Raw genomic sequence first — 25,392 nt, forward strand, 5'->3', positions numbered from 1 at the left:
TAAGGTCGCTCCCGATCTGTGGTATACTGACACATTGCAAGTGCATCATGCGATGCCTGCCAAATGCCCCCACCGTCAGGGGCCCCGAGTCTTCGTGCAGGCCCTCTTCAACAAAGAACACCCCGACCAACAGACAGGCACCATCCCTTCGTTCGCGGCCCCTGCCCTCATGTTCCGCCGTCCAAAGGAAACCTGCCATGAGCCTTCGCCTTAAAATCACTCTTTTTATGGCCCTTTTTACGCTCATCCTGCTCTCCTGCTACCTCTTCTGGTGGCTGCCGTCCTACACCCGCAGGGTAGAAGCAGAGCTCCTGGTCCTGGGGGAGGCCGAGGTCTCCATCCTCGCCGAGGCCATGCGCCCGGGGATCATTTCCGCCCCTCCGGGGGGTCTTGTGGGCTCCCTGGAGCATGCCCTTGAAAGCTCACCGGTCTGGAGCCGCATCGCCCTGTCCGATGCCCGGGGAAAGCAGATCTACCCCCTGGCCCCCGAGCCCCCCGAGACCACCCCCCTGACCTGGTTTGAGGCCTCCATCACCCACGGGGTCGAAGAGATTGCCATCCTGCGCCTAGGAGCGGATGTCAAGGCCCTCACCGCAAAACGAACCCGGGCAGCCGCCCGCATGGGCCTCCTGTTTATTGCCCTGCCCGGAGCCCTGATGCTTGCCCTCCTGTTTTACACCACCAAACGAATCACCCGCCCCTTAAACAGGCTCGGCATTGCGGCCCACCACATCGCCAACGCCAAATTTGACATCGCCCTGCCCCAAAAATCGGGGGATGAAATCGGCCTTCTGACCCAGTCCATTCACACCATGAAAACCCGACTTGCCCTCCGCGATAAAGCATTCACCGAAAACGAACGACGCCTCTCGGCCATCATCGACACGGCGGCGGCCGGCCTGATCACCATCGACCACGCCGGAACCCTTCGTTCCTTCAACACCGCGGCCGAGCGCATGTTTGGGTACGCCTCCGGCGAGGTGTTGGGACAGAACATCCGCATCCTCATGCCCCTGCCCTACCGACGGGAACACGACCGCTTTATCCGGCGATACCTCCTGTCCGGAGAAAAACGGGCCATCGGCATCGAGCAGGAGGTCAAGGGCAGGAGAAAAAACGGAGAGGTGTTCCCCATATGGCTTGCCGTCTCTGAAATGAAACAGACCGAAGAGACCCTGTTTGTGGGCTCTGTCCTGGAGATCACCCACCAGAAAACCGCAGACGCCGAGCTGGTCAAACACCGGGACAACCTGCGTGCCATGATCCATGAACGCACAAAAGACCTGAAAGTCGCCATGGAAAAGGCCGAGGCCGCCAACCAGGCAAAGTCCAATTTCATCTCCAACATGAGCCATGAAATACGTACCCCCATGAACGCCCTGCTGGGGTTTCTGGCCCTGGCCCTGGAGAAAGACGACCTGCCCACGGAACTTCGAAGCTACCTGGAGGTTGCCCACCGCTCCTCCTGGAGCCTTTTGGGCCTCCTTGACGACATCCTGGACATCTCCAAACTCGAAGGAGGACGCATGGAGCTGGAGCTCACCCCCTTCAACCTGGCCGCCCTGCTGCGTGACGTGTGCCATACCATGGCTGTTGCCGCGCGGGAAAAAAAGCTCTCACTGCGGTTGTTCATGGCCACGCCCCTGCCCCGGTACTGCTCGGGTGACCCCATGCGCCTCAGGCAAGTCCTCTTCAACCTCCTTTCCAATGCCGTCAAGTTCACCCACAACGGAAGCATCACCATGCATGTGGAATCCCTCCAAAACAACGAGATCCATTTTGCCGTCGACGACACAGGCATCGGGATTCCCCAGAACCAGCTGAAACGCATCTTCGAACCCTTTGCCCAGGCCGACGACTCATCCACACGGCGATACGGGGGCACCGGCCTGGGCACGGCCATTGCCAAGCAGCTCACGGAACTCATGGGGGGCAACATCTGGGTAAAGAGCACGGTGGGTACGGGGAGTACCTTTCACCTGACCCTCACCCTGCCCGAAGCCACGGCCATGCAGCCGGAGCCTCCGTCTCAGCCTCAACGCCCGGCCTCCTTGCCAATGGTCCTCTCCGTCCTTGTGGCCGAGGACATCGATGAAAACGCCAAACTCATCATGATCCGCCTGGAACAGCAGGGCCACCGGGCCGTCTCCGTCAGCAACGGCCTTGAGGTTTTCGCCGCCCTTTCCCGTGGCCCCTTTGATCTCATCCTCATGGACGTCCACATGCCCGAGATGGACGGCCTGGAAGCCACCCGGGAGATCCGTCGGGGCGGCGCGGGAGAGGCCTGCCGAACCATTCCCATCATCGGCCTCACGGCCAGTGCCGGCAAGCAGGATGTCAAAGAGTGCCTGGACGCAGGCATGAACGAGGTGGTCACCAAACCCATTGACTTCATGCGCCTCTACGCTGCCATGGAGACCTCTCTGCCCGTTAAGGAGTTCTCCGGGCCCACCGTGAAAGAACCCCCGTCCCCCTCACCCGAAGAGTGGCCGGAGATTTCGGGGGTTGATACGCGGCAGGCCATGACCACCTGGGGAGACCGGAACGTTTACCTCAAGGCCCTTACCTCCTTCGTACACAAATTCAAGGAAGCCCCCAGGACCATGCTCAGGGCCATGGAAACCGGAGGTACCGATGCGGTTCACCAGACACTCCATGCCATCAAGGGGGCGTCGGCAAACCTGTGCATGACCGAGGTCCACAAGGCCTGCCAAGATCTCACCCCCCTTCCCGGCCCCGAAGAGATCGAGAAAACACGCCCCCTGATTGTTTCCCTTCACAGCGCTTTCCAGCGGTTGGTTCACACCCTGGATCCCCCGGCCACGGAAACCCCGGACCTGGCCACGGAACACCCCGAACGACCCTCCGACCAGGTGGCCACCTGGTTTGAAGAACTCCTTGGCGCCCTGTGCTCGGACAACCCGGACCGGGTCATCCCCCTTCTGGAGCCGTCTGCCGCCTGCATCTCCGAGGCTCACACCCGGCGGCTCCAAAACCGGGTGGATCTTTTTGACTTTCGAGGGGCTGAAGAAGAGGCCCGGAAAACAGCCCGCGAGATGAACATTTACCTAAACGGGAGAGCCCATGGTGCAGAGACATAAGATACTTGCGGTGGACGACGAGCCCGGCAACCTTCAGATCATCCGCCTTATTTTAAAGGAGAGCTACGACCTGGCCTTCTCCACCAGTGGTCGGGAGGGGCTCCACGCCGCGTACAAACATCAGCCGGACCTTCTGCTCCTGGACGTGATGATGCCGGACCTCAACGGGTACGATCTGTGCCGGAGCCTCAAGGAAGACCCCCGGACCCGACGTATCCCCATCATCTTTGTCACAGCCATGGGAGATGTGGAGGACGAAAAAAAAGGATTGCAGTTAGGGGCCGTGGACTACATCACCAAGCCCATCAGCCCCCCCATCTTAAAGGCACGGGTGAACACCCACCTGGCCCTCTATGACCAGAACAGGGAGCTTGAACATGCCGTTGCCAAACGGACCCGTGACCTCAACACCAGCCGCCTGAAAATCATTCAGCAGCTGGGGCGGGCCTCGGAGTACAAAGACGATGAAACCGGGGCCCACATCATCCGCATGAGCCACTACTCCAGGCTGATCGCCCTGGCCGCCGGCCTCACCCAGCAAGAGGCGGAACGCCTCTTCACCGCCGCTCCCATGCACGATGTGGGCAAAATCGGCATCCCCGACAAGATCCTCCAGAAAAAAGGCCCCCTCACCCCCGAAGAGTGGGCCACCATGAAGCTCCACCCCGAGATCGGAGCGGAAATTATCGGCGAAGATGACTCCGAACTCCTGAAATACGCGCGCACCATTGCCCTGACCCACCATGAAAAATGGAACGGTACCGGCTACCCCAGGGGTCTTGCCGGTGAAGCCATCCCCTATGAAGGACGCATCGTTGCCCTGGCCGATGTCTTTGACGCCCTGACCAGCAAACGGCCCTATAAAAACGCATGGCCCGTGGAAAAAGCCATGGCGCATATTGCCGAAGAGTCCGGAGGCCACTTTGACCCGGCGCTGGTAAAGGCCTTTATGGGCATAAAAAAACACGTTCTCTGGGTTCTGAACAAGTGGGGGGACAAAGCCTGACTGTCCCTGCCTGACACCCCAAGGCACCGTCAAAACCACCACCCATACCAGGAGACCACGCGTGGACAAATGGACCATCTTGACCGTGGATGATGAACCCATCAACCGAGAGGTCATCAAACATATCCTCAAAAACCATTATCACCTGATGTTCGCCGAAAGCGGGGCCAAAGCCCTGACCATGGCCACGGGGAGCCTCCCGGACCTCATTCTCCTGGATGTGATGATGCCGGGCATGAGCGGCTACCAGACATGTATCGCCCTTAAAAAAGACCCTCGAACCCGAAACATCCCCGTCATCTTCGTCACCGCCATGGCTGAAATCCAAGACGAAACAACGGGCCTTGAGATGGGGGCCGCCGACTACATCACCAAACCCATCAGCCCCTCCATCTTAAAAGCACGCATCTCCACCCACCTCACGCTCTACAACCAGAACCGCGTCCTGGATGCCAGGGTCAAGGAACGGACCGTGGAACTCAACGACACACGCCTTGAAATCATCCAGCGACTGGGAAGGGCATCGGAATACAAAGACGATGAAACCGGGCTCCACATCCTGCGCATGAGCCATTACGCCCGACTGCTCGGCCAGGCCATCGGCCTGCCCGAAGTTGAGGTCAATCGGCTCTACAACGCCGCCCCCATGCATGACATCGGAAAAATAGGTATCCCGGACCGCATCCTCCAGAAACAAACCGCCCTCTCCGAAGACGAATGGCAGATCATGAGACGGCATCCGAAAATCGGTGCGGAAATCATCGGACGCAACCCCTCTCTTCTTCTCCAGATGGCCCGCGCCATTGCCCTCACCCACCACGAACGCTGGGACGGCAGCGGCTACCCCCGCCGGCTTAAAGGGGAAGCCATCCCCATCGAAGGCCGCATCGTGGCCGTGGCCGACGTCTTTGATGCCCTGACCTCCAAACGCCCGTACAAAGAAGCCTGGGAAATGACCCGCGCTGTGGACTACCTCCGAAAGGAGTCCGGAGGCCTCTTTGACCCGGAGCTGATCACCCGGTTCATGGGCATTCTTCCCCGGATCATCGCCGTCAAAGAGCGCCTGGCAGACCACCCTGAGGCCACCCGTAACGCTGCCGCAAACTGACCCTGCCCCATGTGGAAAACCCCCGGCACGGGATGTCCTGGAGCCATGGAGCGCCCCAGTGGCCACCCGACACCCTGCCACAGCACCCCACCATTTGCCCAACAATTCAAGTCATTGCGCCCCATACCAAACAAAGACGCCAGCAGTTTTGAACGTCCCTTGACATTAAATGAACGATCATTTATTAAAATACCATGAGACCTAAAGACGAAACAAAACGAGAAGCCATCCTCAACGCCGCCATGGTGCTGATCAACAACCTGGGGCTGGCCCACACCTCCATGTCCAAGATCGCACGGGAAGCCGGTGTCTCCCCTGCTACCATCTACATCTACTTCGAAAACAAGGATCACCTCCTCCTCACCCTCTATATAGAGGTAAAGCGGGAAATGAGCAGGGCCATCTTAGACAGCCTGGACGACGAGCTGGACATCCGCGACGCCTTCCGCCTCATGTGGGAAAACCTCTACGCCTATTACCTCGCCTACCCGGACCACTTCGTGTTTGCCGAGCAGTTCTGCAACGCCCCCATTGCAGATGCAGTGGAAGAGGAAGAGGCCAAAGGATTTTTCGCCCCCTTTACCCACCTCATCGAACGAGGCCAAAAGGAGGGGGTCCTCAAACAGGTCCCCATGGAACTCCTTGTGGCCTTTGCCTTCCACCCCCTCACCCAGCTGGCCAAACAACACGTGAAAGACGGAATTGCCATGGACGACGACGGCCTCGAAGCCGCCTTCTCCTGCGCCTGGGATGCTGTGGCAGCCCCCGAGGCATAGCCTGCCGTCTATGGTCAACGTTGAACGGACCACAGAGGGCTCAGGAAAAAACAAAAGCAATGCCTCCGGCGGCAAGGTGGGGGCACCTTGAAACCCTATGGCGAATGCATGGAAGCTGTTGTTATGCATGCGTTCTCGGTGCATTCGCGTGATGTGTGACATGCCCTAACCGTTTTTGCAGGAGAGACCCATTTCATTCTTCTGAAAACACGATGAAGGGTATTGGGTGTAAACCCGTCGAATCCTCGACAAGGATCGATAAGGCCCACCGGAGGCAACGACAAGCTGAATCGTTACCGTTTTTTTGAAAACCTCGCCTTGGTCCGGGGAATCATTCCCCGGTCACCAAGACGGATCTACCCTTCACGTTCCCCATAAAAAGCATCGCCTTTCTATCTCACCTTTTTGGCCGCCCCAATGCACACCAGATCTGGACATCCTGTCAGCGACATTTGTCGTATCTTGATGATAACCTCCCCGGAAATGTGGAAGCGCCCCATGAATGCCATCCCTTTCCAGTCCAGAACGAAAGGCACGAAAAAGCTGAACTTTTGAGCCCTTATAAATAAACAATCGTTCATTCATTATTAAGTTTTTCAATCTTTCTGTGTATCGCAATGGCGCAAGGCCAACTCCCTTTCCCCTTAAAGGCCCCATGCCCCTCCGGCTTTCACCAAACCGTATGGCCATGCAAAATGGCAATCCCGTGATTCCTTGGGTATACGTCTCAAGGCCAAAGGACCTTCTCCCTTAGACGCACCCGGACCATCGCATAGTGTGTGATCGCACTTTTCATCCGTAAGAGCTAAACGATCGTTCTTTTATTATTTATTTTTTAAAACAGTATGATGATAACAGGGTCCACGGTCATAATACCCGATGCTACCGACACCCTTATCTTGAAAAGGGTCCCAGGAATGATCATGGGCGTCTTATGGACACCTATAAATAAACGATTGCTCGTTTATAGTTGGTATCCCGGGCACACGGCGTTTTTTTATGGATGATGGGGGTACCGATTCAGTTGCCGCCAGCGGCTCTGCAGAGACGTTCCGGTTCAGCCATGTCGTAAAGAACGTTCCTGTTAGCAACAGCTTGCAACATGCCGAACCATTCTCAAGACCTGTTTATCAAATTTTTATAGAATTTGGTCCCCGGCAGGACCGCCGGAGGCATAGGCGGAATCGTTGCAAAACCGGTGTACCAAAAAGACTAAAAGGAGAGCACAGGGGTGGGCAGGTTCTGCTTGGCGACGGTGATGGAGGTGTTGCTGCCGTTCAGGACCCCGTAGGCGGCGGCAAGGGCCAGATCAGGGGTATTGTTCTCTTCGCTCAGGTGAGCAAGGACGAGGTGGGAGAGCCTGGACCTGTCGATGGCATCGAGGAGGGTGGCGGCCTCTTCATTGGAGAGATGGCCCACGCGGCTGCGCACGCGCTGCTTGAGGGGCCAGGGGTAGTTGGGGTTGGCGTAGAGGAGTTCCGGGTCGTGGTTGGATTCCAGAACCAGGGCATGGCAACCGGACAGATGCTCTTTGACGAGATGCCCGGCAATGCCCAGGTCGGTGGCGATTCCGAGAACCGCCCCGGAGGAAGCGGTCACGCGAAATCCGGAGGTATCGGCCGCATCATGGGAGATGGAAAAGGGATGGATCTCAAGGGACCCGACGGAAAACCGCTTCCCGCACTCCATGGCCTGAATATCCATGGCCTTGGTCTTACCCAGCTTCTTGGTCGACCCGGTGCGGGTCGCCTCGGTGATGTACAAAGGGATCCCGAACCGGCGGCATATCACCCCGGCCCCGCCCACATGGTCCGTGTGCTCATGGGAGACCACCACGGCAGAAAGGGTCGTCGGATCAAGGTCCCGCTCGGCCATGCGCCGCTCAAGCTCCCGACCCGATAGCCCGCAGTCAAACAGCACCGCCGTCTCTCCCCCCTTCACATACAGGGCGTTGCCCTTGCTCCCGCTGGCAAGCTGGCAAAAACAGTTTTCCGGTTCCAGAATCTCAGTCATCTCACGTCATCCCAAAAAGAAACATGCCTCCGGGGGCGCTACCGGGGACCAACCTTTTGAAAAGGCTGTCAAACAGGTTTAAAAAAACGTAACTATTCAGCTTATGCCTCCAGCGGCCCTGACGGGGGCTAAACTTTTAAAAAGTTTAACAAACAGGTCTTAAAAAGACTTCTTGATTGAATTCTGTTTAATGGCGAATGTGCTTTGACCCGAGGAACGAGGGGTAAAGCGCATTCGCAAGCGGCTTTCAAGGTGGCACACCTTGCCGCCGGAGGCATCGCTTTTTTTATGTTTTGGTTTTGTACCGGCCTCATACTCCGGTGTGGCCGAAGCCGCCGTCGCCGCGCTCTGTGGCGTCAAGGTCGTCCACCACGGTGATTTCGGCCTGCCAGACGCGAGTCACGATCATCTGGGCGATGCGTTCGTTGCGGTTGATGGTGAAGGGATCGGCGCCAAAGTTGATAAGGGCCACCTTCACCTCGCCCCGGTAGTCGCTGTCGATGGTGCCCGGGGCGTTGACGATGCCGATACCGTATTTGACGGCCAGGCCGCTCCGGGGTCGGATCTGGGCTTCAAACCCCTTGGGAAGGGCCATGGAAAAGCCGGTGGGGATCAGGGCCACGGCTCCGGGAGCCAGGGTCACGGGGGTCTCGTTGGCGGCGTGGATGTCCATGCCGGCAGCCTCTTCGGTCATGTAGCGGGGCAGAGGCACGTCGCTGTTTTTCTGCGGGTCGAGGCGCTTAAAGGCCACCCGGGGTCTGTCGGTCATATCGGGCTCCAAATGAAAAATAAGAAATAAACTAAAAACGCCTCCGGCGGCCCTGCCGGGGGCCAAACTTTTGAAACGTTTGACAAACAGGTCTCAAGAGCGGTTACGGCATATTCGCAAGACGGTGCTACCATGAAAGAGGAACCGAAAGACAAGAGAGTGTGGACCAGACTTTTTTGCGGCGTCGTCAAAAAGCTACCGTAACAGGCAGAGACAAAAAAAGGTACCCCCCAAACGGGAGGTACCCTTGATTTTTTTCTCTCACGGAGCCGGCACTGGGGGTCAGCCTGCAGTCATCACAGCCCGAAGACCTTTCGGATCTTTGCTTCGGACGGATCGGGACCGAGGACGGCCACGGCCGGTTCCTGGCTGAAGGCCATCTCCGCGACACGCCGGACCTCTTCCACGGTGACGGCGTCGATCTGTGCCACCACCTCTTCCATGGGAAGCTGTCGGCCGAAGTGGAACTCGCTGGAGGCGAGACGGGCCATCTGGCTGTCCACGCTCTCGGAGGCGAGGAGGATGTTCCCCTTGGTAAAGGCCTTGGCCTCGGCCAGGGTCTCTTCATCCACGCCGTGTTCGCAGAGGCGGGTCAGCTCGTGTTGTGTCACGTCCAGGCATTCCGTCAGCTTGTCAGGACTCACGCCGGCGTAGACGCCAACCATGCCGCTGTCCACGTAGGATGCGTTGAACGAATAGACGTTGTAGGCAAGGCCCCGTTTTTCCCTGATCTCCTGAAAAAGCCGGGAACTCATGTTCCCGCCCAGGATGGTGTTCATCAGGGAGGAGGCAAAGCGCATCTCATCGGTGACCGGAAGACCGGGCCAGGCCAGGCTCACATGGGTCTGCTCGATGTCCCGGGACAAAACGCTCACCCCGGAAGAGGGCGTGGGCACTTCCCGAACGGGAAAGCCGTCGCGGGCCTTGATCCCTTCAAAGGCCGGAGCCAGAAGGGAGAGGATCTCATCGTGATCCACATGCCCCGCGCAGGAGATCAGCACCCGATCGGGCTGGTAGAGATGAGAAAAAAAGCTCACCAGATCCTCTCGGTTGTAGGCCAGGATCTGATCCCGTGTGCCGAGGATGGACCGCCCCAGGGCATGTTCACCCCAGAAACGCTCTTCAAGCAGGGTGTGGATATGGTCCTCGGGGTTGTCCTCCACCATGCCGATCTCAGACAGGATCACGGGTCTTTCGCTCTCCACCTCTTCTTCCGAAAAGGTGGAGTTCAAAAAGATATCGCTCAGGAGATCGGCCATGGTGACGAGATGCTCGTCCATCACGCGGGCGTGATAGCAGGTGTTCTCCATGGAGGTAAAGGCGTTGGTCTGACCGCCGATGGCATCGAATGCCTTGGCAATGTCGTAAGCCGAACGCTTTTGGGTCCCCTTGAAGAGCATGTGCTCGATGAAGTGGGAAAGTCCCCCTTCCGTCACGGCCTCGTCACGGGCGCCTGCGTCTACCCAGACGCCCATGGAGACAGATCGAACGTGGTCGATCCGTCTCGATACGATGCGTACACCATTTGCCAGTGTGGTCTTATCGACGGCCCCTGTCATTGCCCCCTCGACCGCCTCTTCCACCGCGTCCACGGTCATCCCGTCGTCCACCTCGGTCGTCCCGTCGCCCACCGCGATCTTCGCGGGGAGGACGCGGCTCGACACCTTCGGGAACGGGCAGCATGGCTTTGTGGCTCAGGCGGATCTTTCCGTCACGGGTCACTTCAAGGACACGGACCTTCAGCTTATCGCCTTCGCTGACGATGTCGGAGACGCTGTTCACACGGTAGTGGGCAAGCTCGGAGATGTGGACGAGGCCGTCCACACCCGGGCGGATGGCAACAAAGGCGCCGAAATCGGCAATCTTCACGACGGTGCCTTCGTACTCTTCACCGGGCTCGGGGTCGGTACCGATGTCGTTAACGATCTGAACCGCTTTGGCGGCGTCTTCGGCATTAACGGCGGTGATCTTCACGGTGCCGTCGTCGGAGACTTCCAGGCGGGTATTGGTGTCGGCCTGGATCTGACGGATGTTCTTGCCGCCGGGGCCGATGATGTCACGGATCTTGTCCGGGTTGATCTTGACCACGTGCACCTTGGGTGCGTGGACGGAGATCTCCTCACGGGGAGCGTCGATGGCTTCAAGCATCCTGTCGAGGATGTGGAGACGACCGGTTCGGGCCTGCTCCAGAGCTTTTACCATGATCTCCTTGGGGAGCTCGTTGATTTTGATGTCCATCTGAAGGGCGGTGATGCCCTCTGCGGTACCGGCCACTTTGAAGTCCATGTCGCCGGTGTGGTCTTCGTCGCCGAGGATGTCGGAGAGAATGGCCACCTTGTCGCCCTCTTTCACGAGTCCCATGGCGATGCCGGAAACGGGAGTGGAGATGGGCACGCCGCCGTCCATAAGGGCCAGGGTGCACGAGCAGACGGTGCCCATGGAGGAGCTGCCGTTGGACTCGGTAACCTCGGAGACGAGGCGCACGGTGTACTCAAAGTCTTCCTTGGTGGGCAGGATCGGCTCGATGGCTCGGAAAGCCAGGGCACCGTGACCGATTTCACGTCGGCTGGGAGCCCCTACGCGCTTGCACTCACCCACGGAGTAGGGAGGGAAGTTGTAGTGCAGCATAAACGGCTTGGTGGTGTCCCCGGAGAGGGTCTCCACACGCTGCTCGTCCATGCCGGAACCCAGGGTCAGGATACCCATGACCTGGGTCTCGCCGCGGGTGAACAGGGCGCTGCCGTGGGGGCGGGCCAGAACGTTCACGTCGCAGGAGATGTTTCGGATCTCATCAAAGGCACGGCCGTCGATGCGGTGTCCGTCTTCGAGGATGATGGAACGGGCCACTTTCTTGCTGAGCTTGCCGAAGATCTCGGAGATCTCGTCCTTGCGCTCGGCCTGCTCTTCGGAGAGGCCCTCAACGAGCTCTTTCTTGACAGCGGACACAGCGGCTTTGCGCTCCATCTTGTCTTTGACCTGCAGGGCCTCCTTGATCTTGGCTGCCACCTGACCTTCAACGAAGGCGTACAGGGACTCGTCCATGACGGGGGCTTCCACCACGCGCTTTTCACGGCCCACAGCGGCCCGCATCTGCTCCTGGAGTTCGATGAGGGGCTGAATGGCGTTGTGACCTGCTTCGAGGGCCTCGATCATGTCGGCTTCGGAAACCACTTTGGCTCCGGCCTCCACCATGGTGACACCGGTCTTGGAGCAGGCCAGGACGATGTTGATGTCGCACTCGGCAATCTGGCTCAAGGTGGGGTTGATGACAAACTCACCGTCCACACGGGCCACTCGCACGGCGGCGATGGGGCCTTCAAAGGGCAGCTCGGAGATGTGGAGCGCCGCAAAGGTGGCGATCATGGCCAGCACATCGGGCTCGTTCTCCTTGTCCATGCTCATGACGGTGGCGATGACCTGGGTCTCGCAGCCATACCCGTCGGCAAAGAGGGGACGGATGGGGCGGTCGATCAGACGGCAGGTGAGGATCTCCTTCTCGCTGGGACGACCCTGCTCACGCCTGAAGTAGTTGCCGGGGATACGGCCGGCGGAGTAAATCTTCTCCTGGTACTCCACGGAGAGGGGAAGGAAGTCGATTCCCTCCTTGTTTTTATCGGCACCCACAACGGTGACCAGAACACTGGTTTCGCCCATCTGTGCGATGACGGCCCCGGAGGCCTGCTTGGCGATTTTTCCGGTTTTAAGGGTCAGTGTCTTTCCATTCAGCTCGGTTTCAAAGCTGTATTCTTGCATCTATTGCTCCTTGGTTAGGTGAAACCGCTGCGTCATATAGAGGCCCCTCATCGAACGTCCTCATAAATAACGGCACGCGTGAGCCATCCACCCAGGTTACGGGGGTCGATACCTCAGGTGTGCTTATTTAAAAGGAGTTCGGTTACGAGTTGCCTCGTGTGCGGCGGTAAGGGGTATGGGAGAGCGGAAGGCACGGGAACTATTTCCCGCGCCTCCCGCTAAAAACCATCTATCGTTTGAGGCCGAGTCGTGCGATCAGCTCACGGTACCGAGTGATGTTCTTCTTCTTGAGGTAGTTCAGAAGACGACGGCGACGCCCGACGAGAATCAGAAGGCCACGACGTGAGTGGTGGTCTTTCTTGTGTACCTTGACGTGATCGGTGAGGTACTTGATTCGGTCGGTCAGAAGCGCGACCTGCACTTCGGGTGAGCCGGTGTCGGACTCGTGTGTTTTGTACTGCTCGATGGTTCCCAGTTTCTGCTCAGTGGTAAATACCATGGTACTGCCTCCTGTCTGGACGTGCACCCTCGGGAGGGATCCTTTCCGCTCCGTCGTGCATAATCGCCCTTAATGAATAAATTGGAATAATGAAAACCGGCAAACCGTTTGGCAAACGAATCCGCCAGCCCCGCCCGGCCTTATCCGATCCGATATTCCATTCAGACCGGCTGCATCATCGGGCAGTTGCTTCTGCTTTATGCATGCACCGGCAGGCCCCACAAGGGAACCCCGACGCACAAATAACGAATAATTATACCTTTATGCGTTAAAAACACAACAATATTTATGATGTGACCCGCATTTTGCTGCCTCCACCATGGCGATCAAGGCCCCCTCGGTGTCCAGGACCCGGCAAAAATCCGCCCCGGCCTCTTCGCCGCAGGGCGTCCAGGCAAGGGGATTTCCGTTCATCACAAGGGCCCGGGTCTTCTCGTCCACAACCATGGCAGGAAGGTGGGAGAGGGCGTCAGCCATGGGAATCAGGTTCAGCTCTTCCCTGTCCATGGTCTCTGTATCGGAAAGGGGCAGGGCTTCTTCCACATGGAAGCCGGAACTTTCGATGCGGCGAAGGGAGGTAAGGTGCCCCACGGTGCCCAGGGCTTCTGCCATGTCCCGGGCCAGGCTGCGGATATAGGTTCCCTTGGAGCAGTTGACCTCAAAATCGATATGGGGAAAGGAGAAGGCGATGAGCCGGTTCTCATGCAGGGTCACGGGCCGGGGGGGTTTTTCCACGGCCTGGCCCTTACGGGCCAGCTTGTACAAAGGCACCCCGTTGTGTTTCAGGGCGGAGTACACCGGGGGGACCTGCATAAAGTCACCGGTAAAGTCGGCACACAGGGCCTCCACCCTGGAGAGCTCCAGCCGCGCCTCAAGGGCGGTCATGGCCTCCGGGGTTTCGGTGGTGAGAACCTCTCCTTCGGGGTCCAGCGTGTCGGTGAGGGTGCCCAGGCCGAGGCGTGCGGTGTAGCGCTTGTCCGCGTCGAGAAAAAACCGGGAGAGGCGCGTGGCCTTCCCCACGGTGATGACCATCAGGCCGGTGGCAAAAGGATCCAGGGTGCCCGCATGGCCCACCTTGGAAAAACGAAACCGCTTCTTGATGCGATAGACAACCGACGCCGATGAGATTCCCGCCGGCTTGTCGATGAGTAAAATACCGTCGTTCATCTATTTTCTACAGTGCATCGGAGATCCGAAGCACTTCCTTTTTGATGTCCTTGAGGCTGGTGAAGGAGGTAAAGGCGGCTGCGCCCGGGTGCCCGCCGCCACCGTAGGCCGCGGCAATGGTTCCCACGTCCACGGGGCCGTTGGACCGCAGGCTGACGTGATAATGGGGCTTGGGGCTGTCTCCGGAAAGGGGTCGGGACTCCTGGATGAGAACGGCCACCTGCACATCTTCGATGTGCTTGGCATAGTTCACCAGGCCGTTGATGTCGTCCACGCTGGTCTCGGTCTCACGCAGCATTTCCTGGGTCAGGTACATGACCGAGAGCTTGCCGTTACCCGAGATCTCAATGGTGTCCAGCACCATGTTCAAAAGCTTGAGGCGACCCAGGGAGTAGGTGGCAAAAAGGGTCTGGGCCACCTTGTAGGAGTCCACCCCCATCTCCACCATGCGGCCGCAGATAAAATACGCCTCCGGGGTGGTATTCTGGAACAGGAACGAACCGGTATCGGTGAAGATGGCCGTGTAGATGGCATAGGCCATGCCCTCATCGATATCAGCATCCAGGTCGGTCAGCAGGCGGTACACCAGCTCCCCTGTGGAGGAAGCGGAAGAGTCCACCAGGCGATGGCAACCGAAGCCGGTGTTTGTCATGTGGTGATCGATGTTGAGAAGGGTCGGAATCCGCCCCACCTCATCGGCAAGGGATCCCACCCGGGAGAGGTCGCTGCAGTCCAGCACCACTGCGGTGTCGTAGGCCGACAGGTTGCCGGGGTCGGACACGATCTGTTCGATGCCGGGGAGAAAACGAAAAATGGCGGGAATGGGACTCTCGTTGTAAAGCCGCACGTGTTTGCCCATCAACGTCAGGGCGCGTCCCAGGGCCAGAGCCGACCCGATGGCGTCGCCGTCAGGCCGGACATGGGTCAGTAAAAGCAGACTCCTGCTCTCTTTCAGGGATTCCAGAATCTTCATCCTGATGGCCTCGTATAGCTCTTAAACGATCCGTCTGTATAAGGTCACAGGAAAAACCACGGAACCCTGCGTACCAACGCGTGACGTCGTCACTGAAGTTACCGGGTTACGAATCCGACTCGCCTTCTGTATCGGAATCACCATCCACCGAGAGGGACTTGAGTACCTCGTTGATATGCGACCCGTAATCGAGGGATTCGTCATACACGAAGGTCAACGCCGGCATGAACTTCAGCCCGAGCTTACCGGCCAGGGATTTCCTCAGGAACCCCGAAGCGCTCTTGAACCCTGCCAGGGCCTCGTACTTGGCTTTTTTTCCGCCGGAAACGCAGAAAAAGACCTGGGCATGGCGCAGGTCGTCGGTGAGCTTCACGCCGGTAACGGTGGCCATCTCAAGGCGGGGATCGCTCACCTTTTTATGCAGCAGCTCCGAGAGGGTGGACTGTATTTTTACGCTGACCCGTTCAGCACGAGAAAACGGCTTCATACTGGGTATGTATCCTTTGGTGTCAAACGCTGAAATGCCCCGTCATGAAAAACCGGTGAGGTGTATGGCGGGGCATTGCAACGAAGAATTCTTTTGAAAAGCATCAGAAAGAAATGCCGGCCCGAAGGCCGGCAGGTCGTTCTAATCGAGGGAAGGCTTGATCTCTTCCAGGTAGTAGCAGTCGATGGTGTCACCGAGCTTGACATCGTTGTAGTTCTCGATGCCGATACCGCATTCGTAGCCCTGGGCCACCTCTTTGGCGTCGTCTTTAAACCGCCTGAGGGAGCCGAGGTTGCCGTCGTAGACGATGACCCCGTCGCGCAGGAGGCGGACCTTGTTCCCGCGGACGATCTTGCCTTCGAGGACGTAACACCCTGCGATGGTCCCTTTCTTGGGAATCACAAAGGTGTCGCGAACTTCGGCCCTGCCGAGGATCTTCTCTTCGAAGGTGGACTCCATGAGTCCGACCATGGCATCCTTGAGGTCCTTGATGGCATCGTAGATGATGTCATAGAACCGCATATCCACGCTCTCTTCCTTGGCCATGTTCTGGACCTTGGTTGCAGGGCGTACGGCAAAGCCGAGGATAATGGCGTTGGACACCGCGGCCAGGGAGACATCGGATTCGGTGACGGTACCGGTGGCGGCGTGGATCACATTGACCTTGACCTCACTGGTGGTGAGCTTGCCCAAAGACTCCCTGAGGGCTTCGATGGAACCGTGAACGTCGGCCTTGATGATAAGGTTGAGATCCTTGACCTCGCCCTCTTCCATCTGCTCAAAGAGACGATCCAGGGTCACGCGGCTGTTCTTGGCCAGTTCACGTGCACGGGCCTTCTGGACACGGTGCGCGCTCACCTGCTTGGCGTCTTTGTCGTCCTTGACCGCAACCATCTCATCCCCTGCTTCGGGAACACCGGTCAAACCGATGATCTCAACAGGCATGGAGGGACCGGCAGTGGCAACCTGCTCGCCTTTGTCGTTGAACATGGCTCGGATCTTGCCGTGGTACATACCGCAGACCACGGACTGCCCTGATTTCAGGGTGCCCTCCTGGATCAGCACAGTGGCCAGGGGACCGCGCCCGATATCGAGCTTGGCCTCCACCACATGGCCGATGGCCAGGCGATCGGGGTTGGCGGCCAGTTCCAGGACTTCCGCCTGGAGAAGGACCATGTCCAAGAGATCGCTGATCCCTTCGTGGCTCTTGGCGGACACGTTGACAAAGATGGTATCCCCACCCCAGTCTTCCGCCAGGACCCCGTGCTCGGAAAGCTCGCGCTTGACGCGATCCGGGTCGGCATCGGGCTTATCGATCTTGTTCACCGCCACGATGATGGGAACTTCTGCTGCCTTGGCGTGGTTCAGGGCCTCAACGGTCTGGGGCATGACGCCGTCGTCGGCGGCCACCACCAGGATAACCAGGTCGGTAACCTTGGCACCGCGGGCACACATGGCGGTAAACGCCTCGTGGCCGGGAGTATCAAGGAAGGCGATGGCTCCGTTTTCGGTCTGCACATGGTAGGCACCGATGTGCTGGGTAATGCCCCCGGCTTCCCCGGAGGTGACGGAGGTCTTCCGGATCACGTCAAGGAGCGAGGTCTTGCCGTGGTCGACGTGGCCCATGATGGTGACCACGGGGGACCGGGTCACACGCTTTGAGGGATCCTCGTCCACGACGGAGGTGCTTAAGATGGTCTCCTCTTCGAAGGCCGCACGCTCCACTTCAAAACCGAACTCCACAGCAACAAGTTCGGCGGTATCGTAATCGATGGTCTGGTTTACCGTGGCCATGACACCCATGCCCATGAGCTTGATGATCATGTCATTGGCTTTGATGCCCATGCGCTTTGCAAGCTCGGACAGGGCGATGGTATCGTCCACCTTGATGCGGCGCTTGATGGCCTTGGGTACGGTAATCTGGGTTTTCTGGCCCACGGGCTGCTGCTTGTGCCTGCCGCCCTTGCGCCCTTTGCGGCCGCGACCTTCGGAGTAAAGGGCGTTGCCCTCCACCACGGTCTTCTTGCGGCCCTTCTTGCGAGCCCCGTAGGCATCGCCTCCGGCTTCCCCGCCACGTCCGCGACGGCCTTTCTTGCCGCGGGCATCGCCGGCCGCTTCTCCGCCCGTGGGCGGCATGTTCGGCTCAGCGGGTCGCTCATTGCGATCACGGGAAGGCGCTGCAGGTCGGGAGTAACCATTGCCACGATTGGTGGGTGCCTCTTTCTCCTTGAGGAAGGAAGGCTTGGTGCCCGGCTCGGGAAGCTTGATAATCTTGGCAGCGGTGAATTTCTTCACTTTTTTGCGCTTCTTCTTGGGCTCGTCTTTATCAGCCGCAGAAGCATCCGCCTCATCAGATTCTCCCGTCTTACCGGCATCTCCGGCTTCAGGAGCCGGAGTCACGTCTTTTTCAGCGACTTTCTCAGCCACCGGTGCCGCCTCTTGGGCGGGTTCGGCATTCATTTCTGCGACACTCTCCTCTTCGTTCTTAACCTCAGCAACAGGCTCTTCCGGTGCTTCGGCAACGGGAGCTGGCGTCACGCTTGCGGGCTCAGGGGCGACCTCGGGTACTTCGGGCTCTTCCGGGGAAGGCTCGTCAGCCACGGGGCGCTTGATGATGCGGGCCGGCTCACTTTTCTTAGCTTTCTTGGGTTTCACGGAATCGGACTCCGCATTGGCATCGGGTGCCTCGTCGTCCGCCGCGACCACAGGCGTATCCGCCTCTACCGCCTCTTCAACAGGGGGAGTGGTCTCGGGGGCGGCTTCGTCAGCGGTTTCTGGCTGAGGAGGCTCGACCTCGGGACGCTCCACCTCTTTTTCCGCCCCGGCGGGGGCTTCCATCTCGGAGGCCTCGTCGGCCTCGGCGTTTTCTTCATCGTTACTGCGCTTGCGTCGCCTGATAACGGTTTTTCGAACGCGCTTGTCCCGAGTCTCCGGATCTGTATCGCCAAAGAGATTCTTTCGGATCAACTCAACGGTCTCATCCTCAAGAGAACTCATATGACTTCCAACCTCAATGCCCATTGCCTCAATCTTGTTGAGCAACGCTCGGTTGGTCATATTCAGGCTTTTGGCAAGTTCATAGACTCTGATTTTTGCCATTCACTCCCCCTAATATATTCTGCAATATATTCTGCAACAACTCCCTGTTCACACGGCTTACCGAAAAACCAATCCTTGTGTGACGCCCGCCCGGGTTTTAAGGCTTACGCGTCGGGATTCGGCTCGGGGTCTGATTCCTGCTCCGGGCTATCGCCTTCCTCGTCGGCCTCATCGGCGTCCAGGGGTTCCGGCTCGGGTTCTGATTCCTGCTCCGGGCTGTCGTCATCCCCGTCGACCTCATCGGTCGCCGAAGTCTCCGGCTCGGATTCCACTGACATCTCGTCTTCAGGGATGTCGGTTGCAGCGGCGTCGTCTGCCGCTGACTCGTCTTCTTCGCTTCCCGTCTCCGCAGGCTCCGGATTTCGGGCGGATTCAAGGACCAGGGTTGCCCGTTCCTCGTCGAAGCCGTCAATATCAAGGAGATCGCCCATGGAGGCATCCGCCACATCTTCGACGGTGTAGTACCCACTGGAATGAAGGGCTTCGGCCTGGGCCGCGCCGACACCGGGGATACTCATCAGGTTATTGAACTCGTCCTTGAGAGACCGGCTGTGCTCTTCTTCACTGACCACATCCAGCTGCCATCCGGTCAAAATGGATGCAAGCCGGACGTTCTGGCCTTTCTTTCCGATGGCCACGGAGAGGTAGTCCACAGGGACAATCACTTCCATGGTCATGGTATCTTCATCAATGATCACCTTGGCGATCTCGGCAGGGGCCAGGGCGTTGCAGACGTAGCGCGCGGCATCGGGATGCCAGGGAATGATATCGATCTTCTCCCCTTTAAGCTCCTGAACCACGTTCTGGACGCGGCTTCCCCGCATGCCCACGCAGGCACCCACGGGATCGATATCCGAATCGATGGAGCTGACGGCAATCTTGGCGCGAACACCTGACTCCCGGGCAGCGCCGTTGATCTTGACCACCCCTTCCATGATTTCGGGGACCTCGGTCTTGAACAGGGCGATGAGAAACTCCGAGCTGGCTCGGGTCAGGACCACCTGGGGACCACGGGACTCCAGGAGGATGTCCTTGATCAGGGCGCGTACGCGATCGCCCCTGCGGAAGGTCTCCCGGGGGATCTGCTCCCGAACGGGAAGCACGGCTTCGGTGTTGCCGAGGTTGACGATGAGGTCTCCCCGGTCCACACGCTGAACAATGCCGTTGATGATCTCACCCTTGCGGTCAATGAAGCTTTCGTAGATGGCTTCACGCTCGGCGTCCTTCATCTTCTGGATGATGACCTGCTTGGCCGACTGGGCGGCAATGCGACCAAACGTGGAGGTGTCGACCTTCAGGCCGAGGCTGTCCCCCATTTCGCAGTCGCGGTCCAGCTTGCGCCCGTCTTCGAAGGTGATCTCCACATCGGGGTCCACCACCTCGTCCACCACTTCTTTAAACTGGAAGACCTCGATCTCACCGGATTCTTCGTTATACTGAACCTCGATGTCGGCATTCTTGCCCAGTTTTTTCCGGGCAGCAGACGCAAGGGCCTCTTCCATCGTCTTGATCAGCACATGAAAATCGATACCCTTGTCTTTGCTGACCTGCTCAACAACTCGTTTGATCTCTGAAATTTGCATCAGCTCTCTCCAATATTTCCGACAAGTCTGGCACGTTTGATGTTCTCAAGGGCAATCTCGTGCGTTGTTCCATCCACGTCCATGCATACCATCTCACCCGGGGCCAGCCCGAGGAGAGTGCCTTTGAAGCGGCTTCTCCCTCCGATTGGAGAGTGCGTCGTGATCATAGCCAAGCGGTCTTTAAAGCGATCAAAATCCGACGGCTTGGAAATCGGACGATCAAGGCCCGGTGACGAGACCTCCAGGCGATATTCGCCCCGGATCTCCAGGGAAACATCCAGCAGATCGCCAAGCTGGCGGCTCACGCCGGTGCAGTCTCCCAGGCTCACCCCGCCTTCTTTATCAATATAAAGGCGCAGGATCGACTGGCCGAGCTCCGTCACGGTCTCCATGTGAACAAGCTCCAGCCCTTCCCCCTCGCACAGGTCATCGGCTATACGCCGAGCCTCGGCAAGGTGCCTTTCGGTGATAACCGAACGCGGTCGGCTCTCTTTTTTTCGATTTTTCTGTTTTTTGGAGCTGGTACCCATACCGCCTATCCGTTCATCCCACTGTAACACAGCGCAGTAAAAAACAAAAAACGGGCGTTTTGCCCGTTCCCGAATGCAACAGACCTTCATGTAACGGCAGTGACCCGAAGATCACATGCCACTGCCGAATGGCCTCAAGGAACGGGGCTCACCCAGCAAAAGCCCCGAAAAATGGGACTGTTCCGAGGGGCGCACGAATGGTGAATACGACAGGGCAAAACCCTTCGACGCCCGGTGCCGGCGGGATTCAACCCACCGGAGCAAGCGTTGCGCGCAGCTCCCTCAAATTTCCAGCCTATTCTAATAAGATAAAAAAAGTGTATTGTCAATACATTAATCAGAGGCGCGGCTCATGCGGCCCCTCCCGGCCTAAACCATGGCCCGAATCAACCGCAATTCATCGACAATCTCTTTGAGAAAATCACGGGTCCCCGCCGGGGAGGCATCTTTCTCTTTGCCCCTGGCCCCGATCATTTTTTTGGCCCCTTCAATGGTATAACGCTCATCGTGAAGCAGGCGCTTGATCTCCAGGATCACGTCGATGTCTTTCCTGCGGTACATCCGCTGACCGGACTCTGTACGCTTGGGCCGAATGGCGGAAAACTCGCCTTCCCAGAAGCGCAGAACATGGGATTCCAACCCGGTCAGACTGCTCACCTCACTGATCTTAAAATACTTTTTCTGAGGGACAATACCCATTTTCTCCTCCCCTCCATGAAGTATCCAGGCAACTGGACCGTCTTTGCGGAAAGCCCGCACCAACCTCCATTTATCACCGCCTGACACATCGCGTGCCCCGCCCCATGGCAGGGGGCGCAGCAACGCCTGACTCCCTTCGGCAGGGCGCTTTGCCCGGCCCCGCCCAAGGGCGGCCCCGGGCTCGGCAACCTCAAAAAAAAGGGGCGCCATAGACGCCCCTCTTCTGCCCGATCACAGCGTTTCCTGTGCTATCGGCTCCTGAGTGGAACGTTAGGGAAGGACACCATCGAAACGCGTAAGCAGCATCTCCATGATTCGGGTATGGATCTTGTTGACGGCCTTGTCGTTGAGGGTCTTGTCGGCAGATCGATAAACCACCCTGAAGGTAAGGCTCTGCTTGCCTTCGGGGATGTTCTCACCGGCATACCGATCCAGGAGCCACGCCCCCTCAATGAGGGGCTGCTTTTCATCCAGGATGGATGCCACGGCATCACCTGCACGAACGGAAGCCTCACAGATCATGGTCACGTCCCGGGTCACGGAGGGAAATTTCGGGATGGGCATCGCCTGACGGTCCCCTGAAATACGGGCCGCAAGGGGCGCCATGGCCATTTCAAACACATAGACATCCTGCTTGAGCTCAAAGCTTTTCAGGACCTCGCCGTGCACTTTACCGGCAAGACCGATCACCTCATCGTCCAGCAGAATCTCAGCCGTGTAACCGGGGCGGGTATAGCTGCAATCATCTGCCGCCATGGGCCGGAAAGCGACCCCGGAAACGTGCAGCGCCTCAAAAAAACCTTCGAGGGCCCCTTTGAGATCGAAGAAGTCACACGGCTCCTCCTTGCCGAACCAGGAAGCGGACCGGCGGTCACCGGTAACAAGACCTGCCAGCATCTCGGGCTCCCGGGGAAGGGACTCCCCCTCTCCGGCGATGAAGGTGGCCCCGACTTCAAAAAGCCTCAAGCTGCGTTCCTGCACGCTGATGTTCCGAACGGCGGAGGACAAAAGCCCTGCCACAAGGGAAGTTCGCATCACCTTCTGCTCTTCGGAGATGGGGTTCAAGATGGTCACCAGGCAACGCCTGGGGTCCCCGTCTGCAAACCGCAGGCGATCCACGGCATCTTCCCGGATAAAGCTGTAGTTGACGGCTTCATTGAATCCAAGCCCCACAAAGGCACTGCGAACCGCCTGGCGGGCCACAAAGGCAGGTGGGTAACTCTCGTTGGCAGCCACCACCTTGGCATAGGAGGTCTCGATGTTGTTGTACCCCCAGAGACGGGCAATCTCCTCGGAGATATCCTCGGGCCGTTCCACATCCACGCGGAAGGAGGGAGGAATCACTTCCAGGGTATTGGCGTCCGCAACGGTGACGGCAAAATCAACACGGGCAAGGTACCCGGCCATCTCCTCGGCCGTCAAAGAGGTACCGAGACGGTTGTTCAGGGCCTCGACGTTCACCGAAATGGTCCGGGGCGCATAGGGCACCGGGTTCTCGTCGATGAGCCCCTCCACCAGGGCACCGCTGCCGAGCTCTGCAATGAGAGCCGTGGCCCGGTTCAGGGCATACAGCACGCCTTCAGGGTCGCTGCCGCGCTCAAAGCGGTGGGAGGCATCGGAGTGAATCCCGGTGAGCTTGGAGGTCTTGCGCACCGACGTGGGGTTGAAGCAGGCACTCTCCAGGAGCACACGGGTGGTCCCCTCTTCGATCTCAGAGTTCACGCCACCCATCACCCCGCCGATGGCAACGGGCTTTTCGCCGTCGCAGATCATCAGCATATCCGAGGAGAGCTTGTGCTCTTTGTCGTCCAGGGTGGTAAAGGCCTCGCCCTCGGTGGCCCGCTTGACCACAATGCGGTTTTCCGCCAGGCGGTCAAAATCAAAGGCGTGCAGGGGCTGTCCGGTCTCCATCATCACAAAGTTGGTGATGTCCACGATGTTGTTGATGGGCGTAAGCCCCACGGAGAGCAGGCGCCGCTGGAGCCAGGCAGGAGAGGGCCCCACCGTGACGTCGAAAACAAGGCGGGCGGCATAGCGCCAGCACAGGTCCGCGTCTTCGATGGTGACCGAGGTGTGATCGGCGATGGTGCCCAGGGAGGCCTTGGCCTCGGGAAGGGCAACCTCAGGAAGGGTGAGCTTCACCGGCGGCTCCTGAAAAGATCCGGCCTCACGGGCCACACCCAGCACGCTCAGGCAATCGGGGCGGTTGGGAGTCAGGTCGATCTCCACCATGGAGTCGTAAAGCGCCAGGGCCTCCTTTATGGGCGTGCCGGGCACAAGGTCGGCAGCGAGCTCCATCAAGCCCGAGGCATCGGTGTCCAGCTGAAGCTCCCGCGCACTGCAGAGCATGCCGCCGGATTTTTCACCGCGGATTTTCCCCTTCTTGATCTTGACGCCCCCGGGCAGCACCGCACCGGGAAGGGCGCAGGGCACCACAAGGCCCTCGGCGGCATTGGGTGCGCCGCAGACGATCCCCACGGGCTCTTCGCCCCCGGCGTCCACCTGACAGAGCCGAAGCTTGTCGGCGTTGGGGTGGGGCTTTGCCTCCACAATCCGGGCAACGACGACACCGTCAAGGGAGTCATAAAGAGGGGTAACGGAGTCGACCTCCAGGCCGGCCATGGTGAGCCCGTCGGTGAGGCCTTCGATCCCCATCTCCAGGGGTATGTATTCTTTTAACCAGCTTAGACTGAATTTCATCTTAGAATTGCCTCAGAAACCTGATGTCGTTTTCGAAATATTTCCGGATATCATCCACGCCGTATTTCAGCATGGTGATACGCTCAACGCCCATGCCGAAGGCGAAGCCGCTCACCTTGTCGGTATCGTAGCCCACGTTCTCCAGGACCGCCGGATGAACCATGCCGGACCCCAGGATCTCAAGCCAGCCGGTATGGGAACAGACACGACATCCCTTGCCCCTGCAGATCACGCACTTGATGTCCACCTCGGCGCTGGGCTCGGTAAAGGGAAAAAAACTGGGACGGAACCGAAGGGAGATGCCCGGATCGAACATCTGATGGATAAAGGAGGTAAGCACCCCCTTCAAGTCCCCGAAGGAGACCTTTTTATCCACGTAGAGCCCTTCCACCTGGTGGAACATGGCGGTATGGGTCAAGTCGGAGTCGCACCGATACACCTTGCCCGGAGCGATGATCCGCACGGGCGGCTCGCTCTTTTCCATCACGCGGGGCTGGGTGGGGGAGGTGTGGGTCCTGAGAACGGTTTCAGGGGAGATATAGAAGGTGTCCTGCATGTCCCGGGCGGGATGGTGCTTGGGGATATTGAGAGCTTCAAAGTTGTAGTAGTCGCTCTCCACCTCGGGCCCTTCAACAACGGAAAATCCGAGACGGGTAAAAATCTCACAGATCTCGGTGGTAATCCGGGTGATGGGGTGGAAGGAGCCGGCTTCGGCCTGGCGCCCGGGAAGGGTGACGTCAATCCCGGGATCAGACGCCTCGGCTTCCGCCGCAAGGACGGCAAGGCGCTGTGTGATCGCGCCGTCGAGACCCCGCTTCATTTCGTTGGCCCGCTTGCCCGCCAGGGGACGCTCCGCTTCGGGAAGCGAGGAGATGTTTTTAAGGTACTGAGTCACAAAACCCTTTCGACCCAAATAGTGGGTGGAAAGGGTTTTCACGCTTTTCTCATCGGAGGCCGCCTCAATGTCGGAAAGGGCCTCACTATAGATCTGTTCGATATTAGTTTCCACGGTCGCGCTACGTGTCCCGTTTGGATGGCCTCAACCTTCAAGAGGGTCGGGACCTGTTAAAAAAACGAGGCAAGGCGGCTTGCTTCATCAAAGCGAGCGCCTTACCCCGAAAAAGTCCCA

General features: G+C 58.6%; 18 protein-coding genes. 4 read left to right on the plus strand and 14 right to left on the minus strand.

Features of this window, described 5'->3' with window-relative positions; all coding sequences use genetic code 11:
- Window positions 1–197 precede the first annotated feature (197 nt).
- From BLQ12_RS15035 to BLQ12_RS15050, 4 genes are all read left to right on the plus strand, one after another.
- Complete coding sequence (locus BLQ12_RS15035; RefSeq protein WP_175469846.1) at window positions 198–3,101, plus strand: ATP-binding protein; 2,904 nt, start codon at window positions 198–200, stop codon at window positions 3,099–3,101.
- Window positions 3,085–4,107, plus strand: coding sequence for an HD domain-containing phosphohydrolase (locus BLQ12_RS15040; RefSeq protein WP_092211493.1), 1,023 nt, complete (start codon window positions 3,085–3,087; stop codon window positions 4,105–4,107). The genes BLQ12_RS15035 and BLQ12_RS15040 overlap by 17 nt, the downstream gene beginning before the upstream one ends.
- 61 nt (window positions 4,108–4,168) lie before the next feature.
- On the plus strand, window positions 4,169–5,215 hold the full coding sequence (locus tag BLQ12_RS15045; RefSeq protein WP_092211494.1) for a response regulator: 1,047 nt from the start codon (window positions 4,169–4,171) through the stop codon (window positions 5,213–5,215).
- Window positions 5,216–5,409: 194 nt separating this feature from the next.
- On the plus strand, window positions 5,410–5,991 hold the full coding sequence (locus tag BLQ12_RS15050) for a TetR/AcrR family transcriptional regulator (RefSeq protein WP_092211495.1): 582 nt from the start codon (window positions 5,410–5,412) through the stop codon (window positions 5,989–5,991).
- A 1,212-nt stretch (window positions 5,992–7,203) separates the two neighbouring features.
- Here the strand turns inward: BLQ12_RS15050 and BLQ12_RS15060 are convergent.
- The 14 genes from BLQ12_RS15060 to pheS form a co-directional block, all read right to left on the minus strand.
- Window positions 7,204–8,004, minus strand: coding sequence for an MBL fold metallo-hydrolase (locus BLQ12_RS15060; RefSeq protein WP_092211497.1), 801 nt, complete (start codon window positions 8,002–8,004; stop codon window positions 7,204–7,206).
- Between the two features lie 310 nt (window positions 8,005–8,314).
- Window positions 8,315–8,773, minus strand: a complete 459-nt coding sequence (dut, locus tag BLQ12_RS15065) for a dUTP diphosphatase (protein ID WP_092211498.1) — start codon at window positions 8,771–8,773, stop codon at window positions 8,315–8,317.
- A gap of 296 nt (window positions 8,774–9,069) precedes the next feature.
- Window positions 9,070–10,404, minus strand: coding sequence for a M16 family metallopeptidase (locus tag BLQ12_RS15070; RefSeq protein WP_139163992.1), 1,335 nt, complete (start codon window positions 10,402–10,404; stop codon window positions 9,070–9,072).
- The gene (locus tag BLQ12_RS15075; protein WP_092211500.1) at window positions 10,313–12,526 is read right to left on the minus strand and encodes a polyribonucleotide nucleotidyltransferase; all 2,214 of its coding nucleotides are present in this window, start codon (window positions 12,524–12,526) and stop codon (window positions 10,313–10,315) included. Before BLQ12_RS15075 ends, BLQ12_RS15070 begins: the two co-directional genes overlap by 92 nt.
- A 229-nt stretch (window positions 12,527–12,755) precedes the next feature.
- Complete coding sequence (gene rpsO / locus BLQ12_RS15080) at window positions 12,756–13,025, minus strand: 30S ribosomal protein S15 (protein ID WP_092211501.1); 270 nt, start codon at window positions 13,023–13,025, stop codon at window positions 12,756–12,758.
- Window positions 13,026–13,286: 261 nt separating this feature from the next.
- Window positions 13,287–14,192: a tRNA pseudouridine(55) synthase TruB gene (gene truB, locus BLQ12_RS15085; RefSeq protein ID WP_092211502.1), complete on the minus strand. Its 906-nt coding sequence runs from the start codon at window positions 14,190–14,192 to the stop codon at window positions 13,287–13,289.
- Between the two features lie 7 nt (window positions 14,193–14,199).
- Window positions 14,200–15,165 carry a DHH family phosphoesterase gene (locus tag BLQ12_RS15090; RefSeq protein ID WP_092211503.1) on the minus strand — a complete coding sequence of 322 codons (966 nt, stop codon included), beginning with the start codon at window positions 15,163–15,165 and terminating at the stop codon, window positions 14,200–14,202.
- A gap of 106 nt (window positions 15,166–15,271) precedes the next feature.
- Window positions 15,272–15,652 carry a 30S ribosome-binding factor RbfA gene (gene rbfA, locus BLQ12_RS15095; RefSeq protein ID WP_092211504.1) on the minus strand — a complete coding sequence of 127 codons (381 nt, stop codon included), beginning with the start codon at window positions 15,650–15,652 and terminating at the stop codon, window positions 15,272–15,274.
- A gap of 141 nt (window positions 15,653–15,793) precedes the next feature.
- Window positions 15,794–18,751, minus strand: coding sequence for a translation initiation factor IF-2 (infB, locus tag BLQ12_RS15100; protein WP_092211505.1), 2,958 nt, complete (start codon window positions 18,749–18,751; stop codon window positions 15,794–15,796).
- Between the two features lie 104 nt (window positions 18,752–18,855).
- Entirely contained in the window at window positions 18,856–20,334 is a 1,479-nt protein-coding gene (gene nusA, locus BLQ12_RS15105; protein WP_092211506.1) for a transcription termination factor NusA, read from the minus strand.
- The gene (rimP, locus tag BLQ12_RS15110; RefSeq protein WP_092211507.1) at window positions 20,334–20,864 is read right to left on the minus strand and encodes a ribosome maturation factor RimP; all 531 of its coding nucleotides are present in this window, start codon (window positions 20,862–20,864) and stop codon (window positions 20,334–20,336) included. The genes nusA and rimP overlap by 1 nt, the downstream gene beginning before the upstream one ends.
- A 369-nt stretch (window positions 20,865–21,233) precedes the next feature.
- Window positions 21,234–21,563, minus strand: a complete 330-nt coding sequence (locus BLQ12_RS27485; protein ID WP_175469847.1) for a MerR family transcriptional regulator — start codon at window positions 21,561–21,563, stop codon at window positions 21,234–21,236.
- 270 nt (window positions 21,564–21,833) lie between these two features.
- Window positions 21,834–24,263 carry a phenylalanine--tRNA ligase subunit beta gene (gene pheT / locus BLQ12_RS15120; protein ID WP_092211509.1) on the minus strand — a complete coding sequence of 810 codons (2,430 nt, stop codon included), beginning with the start codon at window positions 24,261–24,263 and terminating at the stop codon, window positions 21,834–21,836.
- A 1-nt stretch (window position 24,264) separates the two neighbouring features.
- Window positions 24,265–25,272 (minus strand): phenylalanine--tRNA ligase subunit alpha, encoded by a 1,008-nt coding sequence (gene pheS, locus BLQ12_RS15125; protein WP_092211510.1) that lies wholly within the window; start codon window positions 25,270–25,272, stop codon window positions 24,265–24,267.
- Between the last annotated feature and the right edge of the window lie 120 nt (window positions 25,273–25,392).

The organism is Desulfoluna spongiiphila (assembly GCF_900101345.1).
GTDB classification, from domain to species: domain Bacteria; phylum Desulfobacterota; class Desulfobacteria; order Desulfobacterales; family Desulfolunaceae; genus Desulfoluna; species Desulfoluna spongiiphila.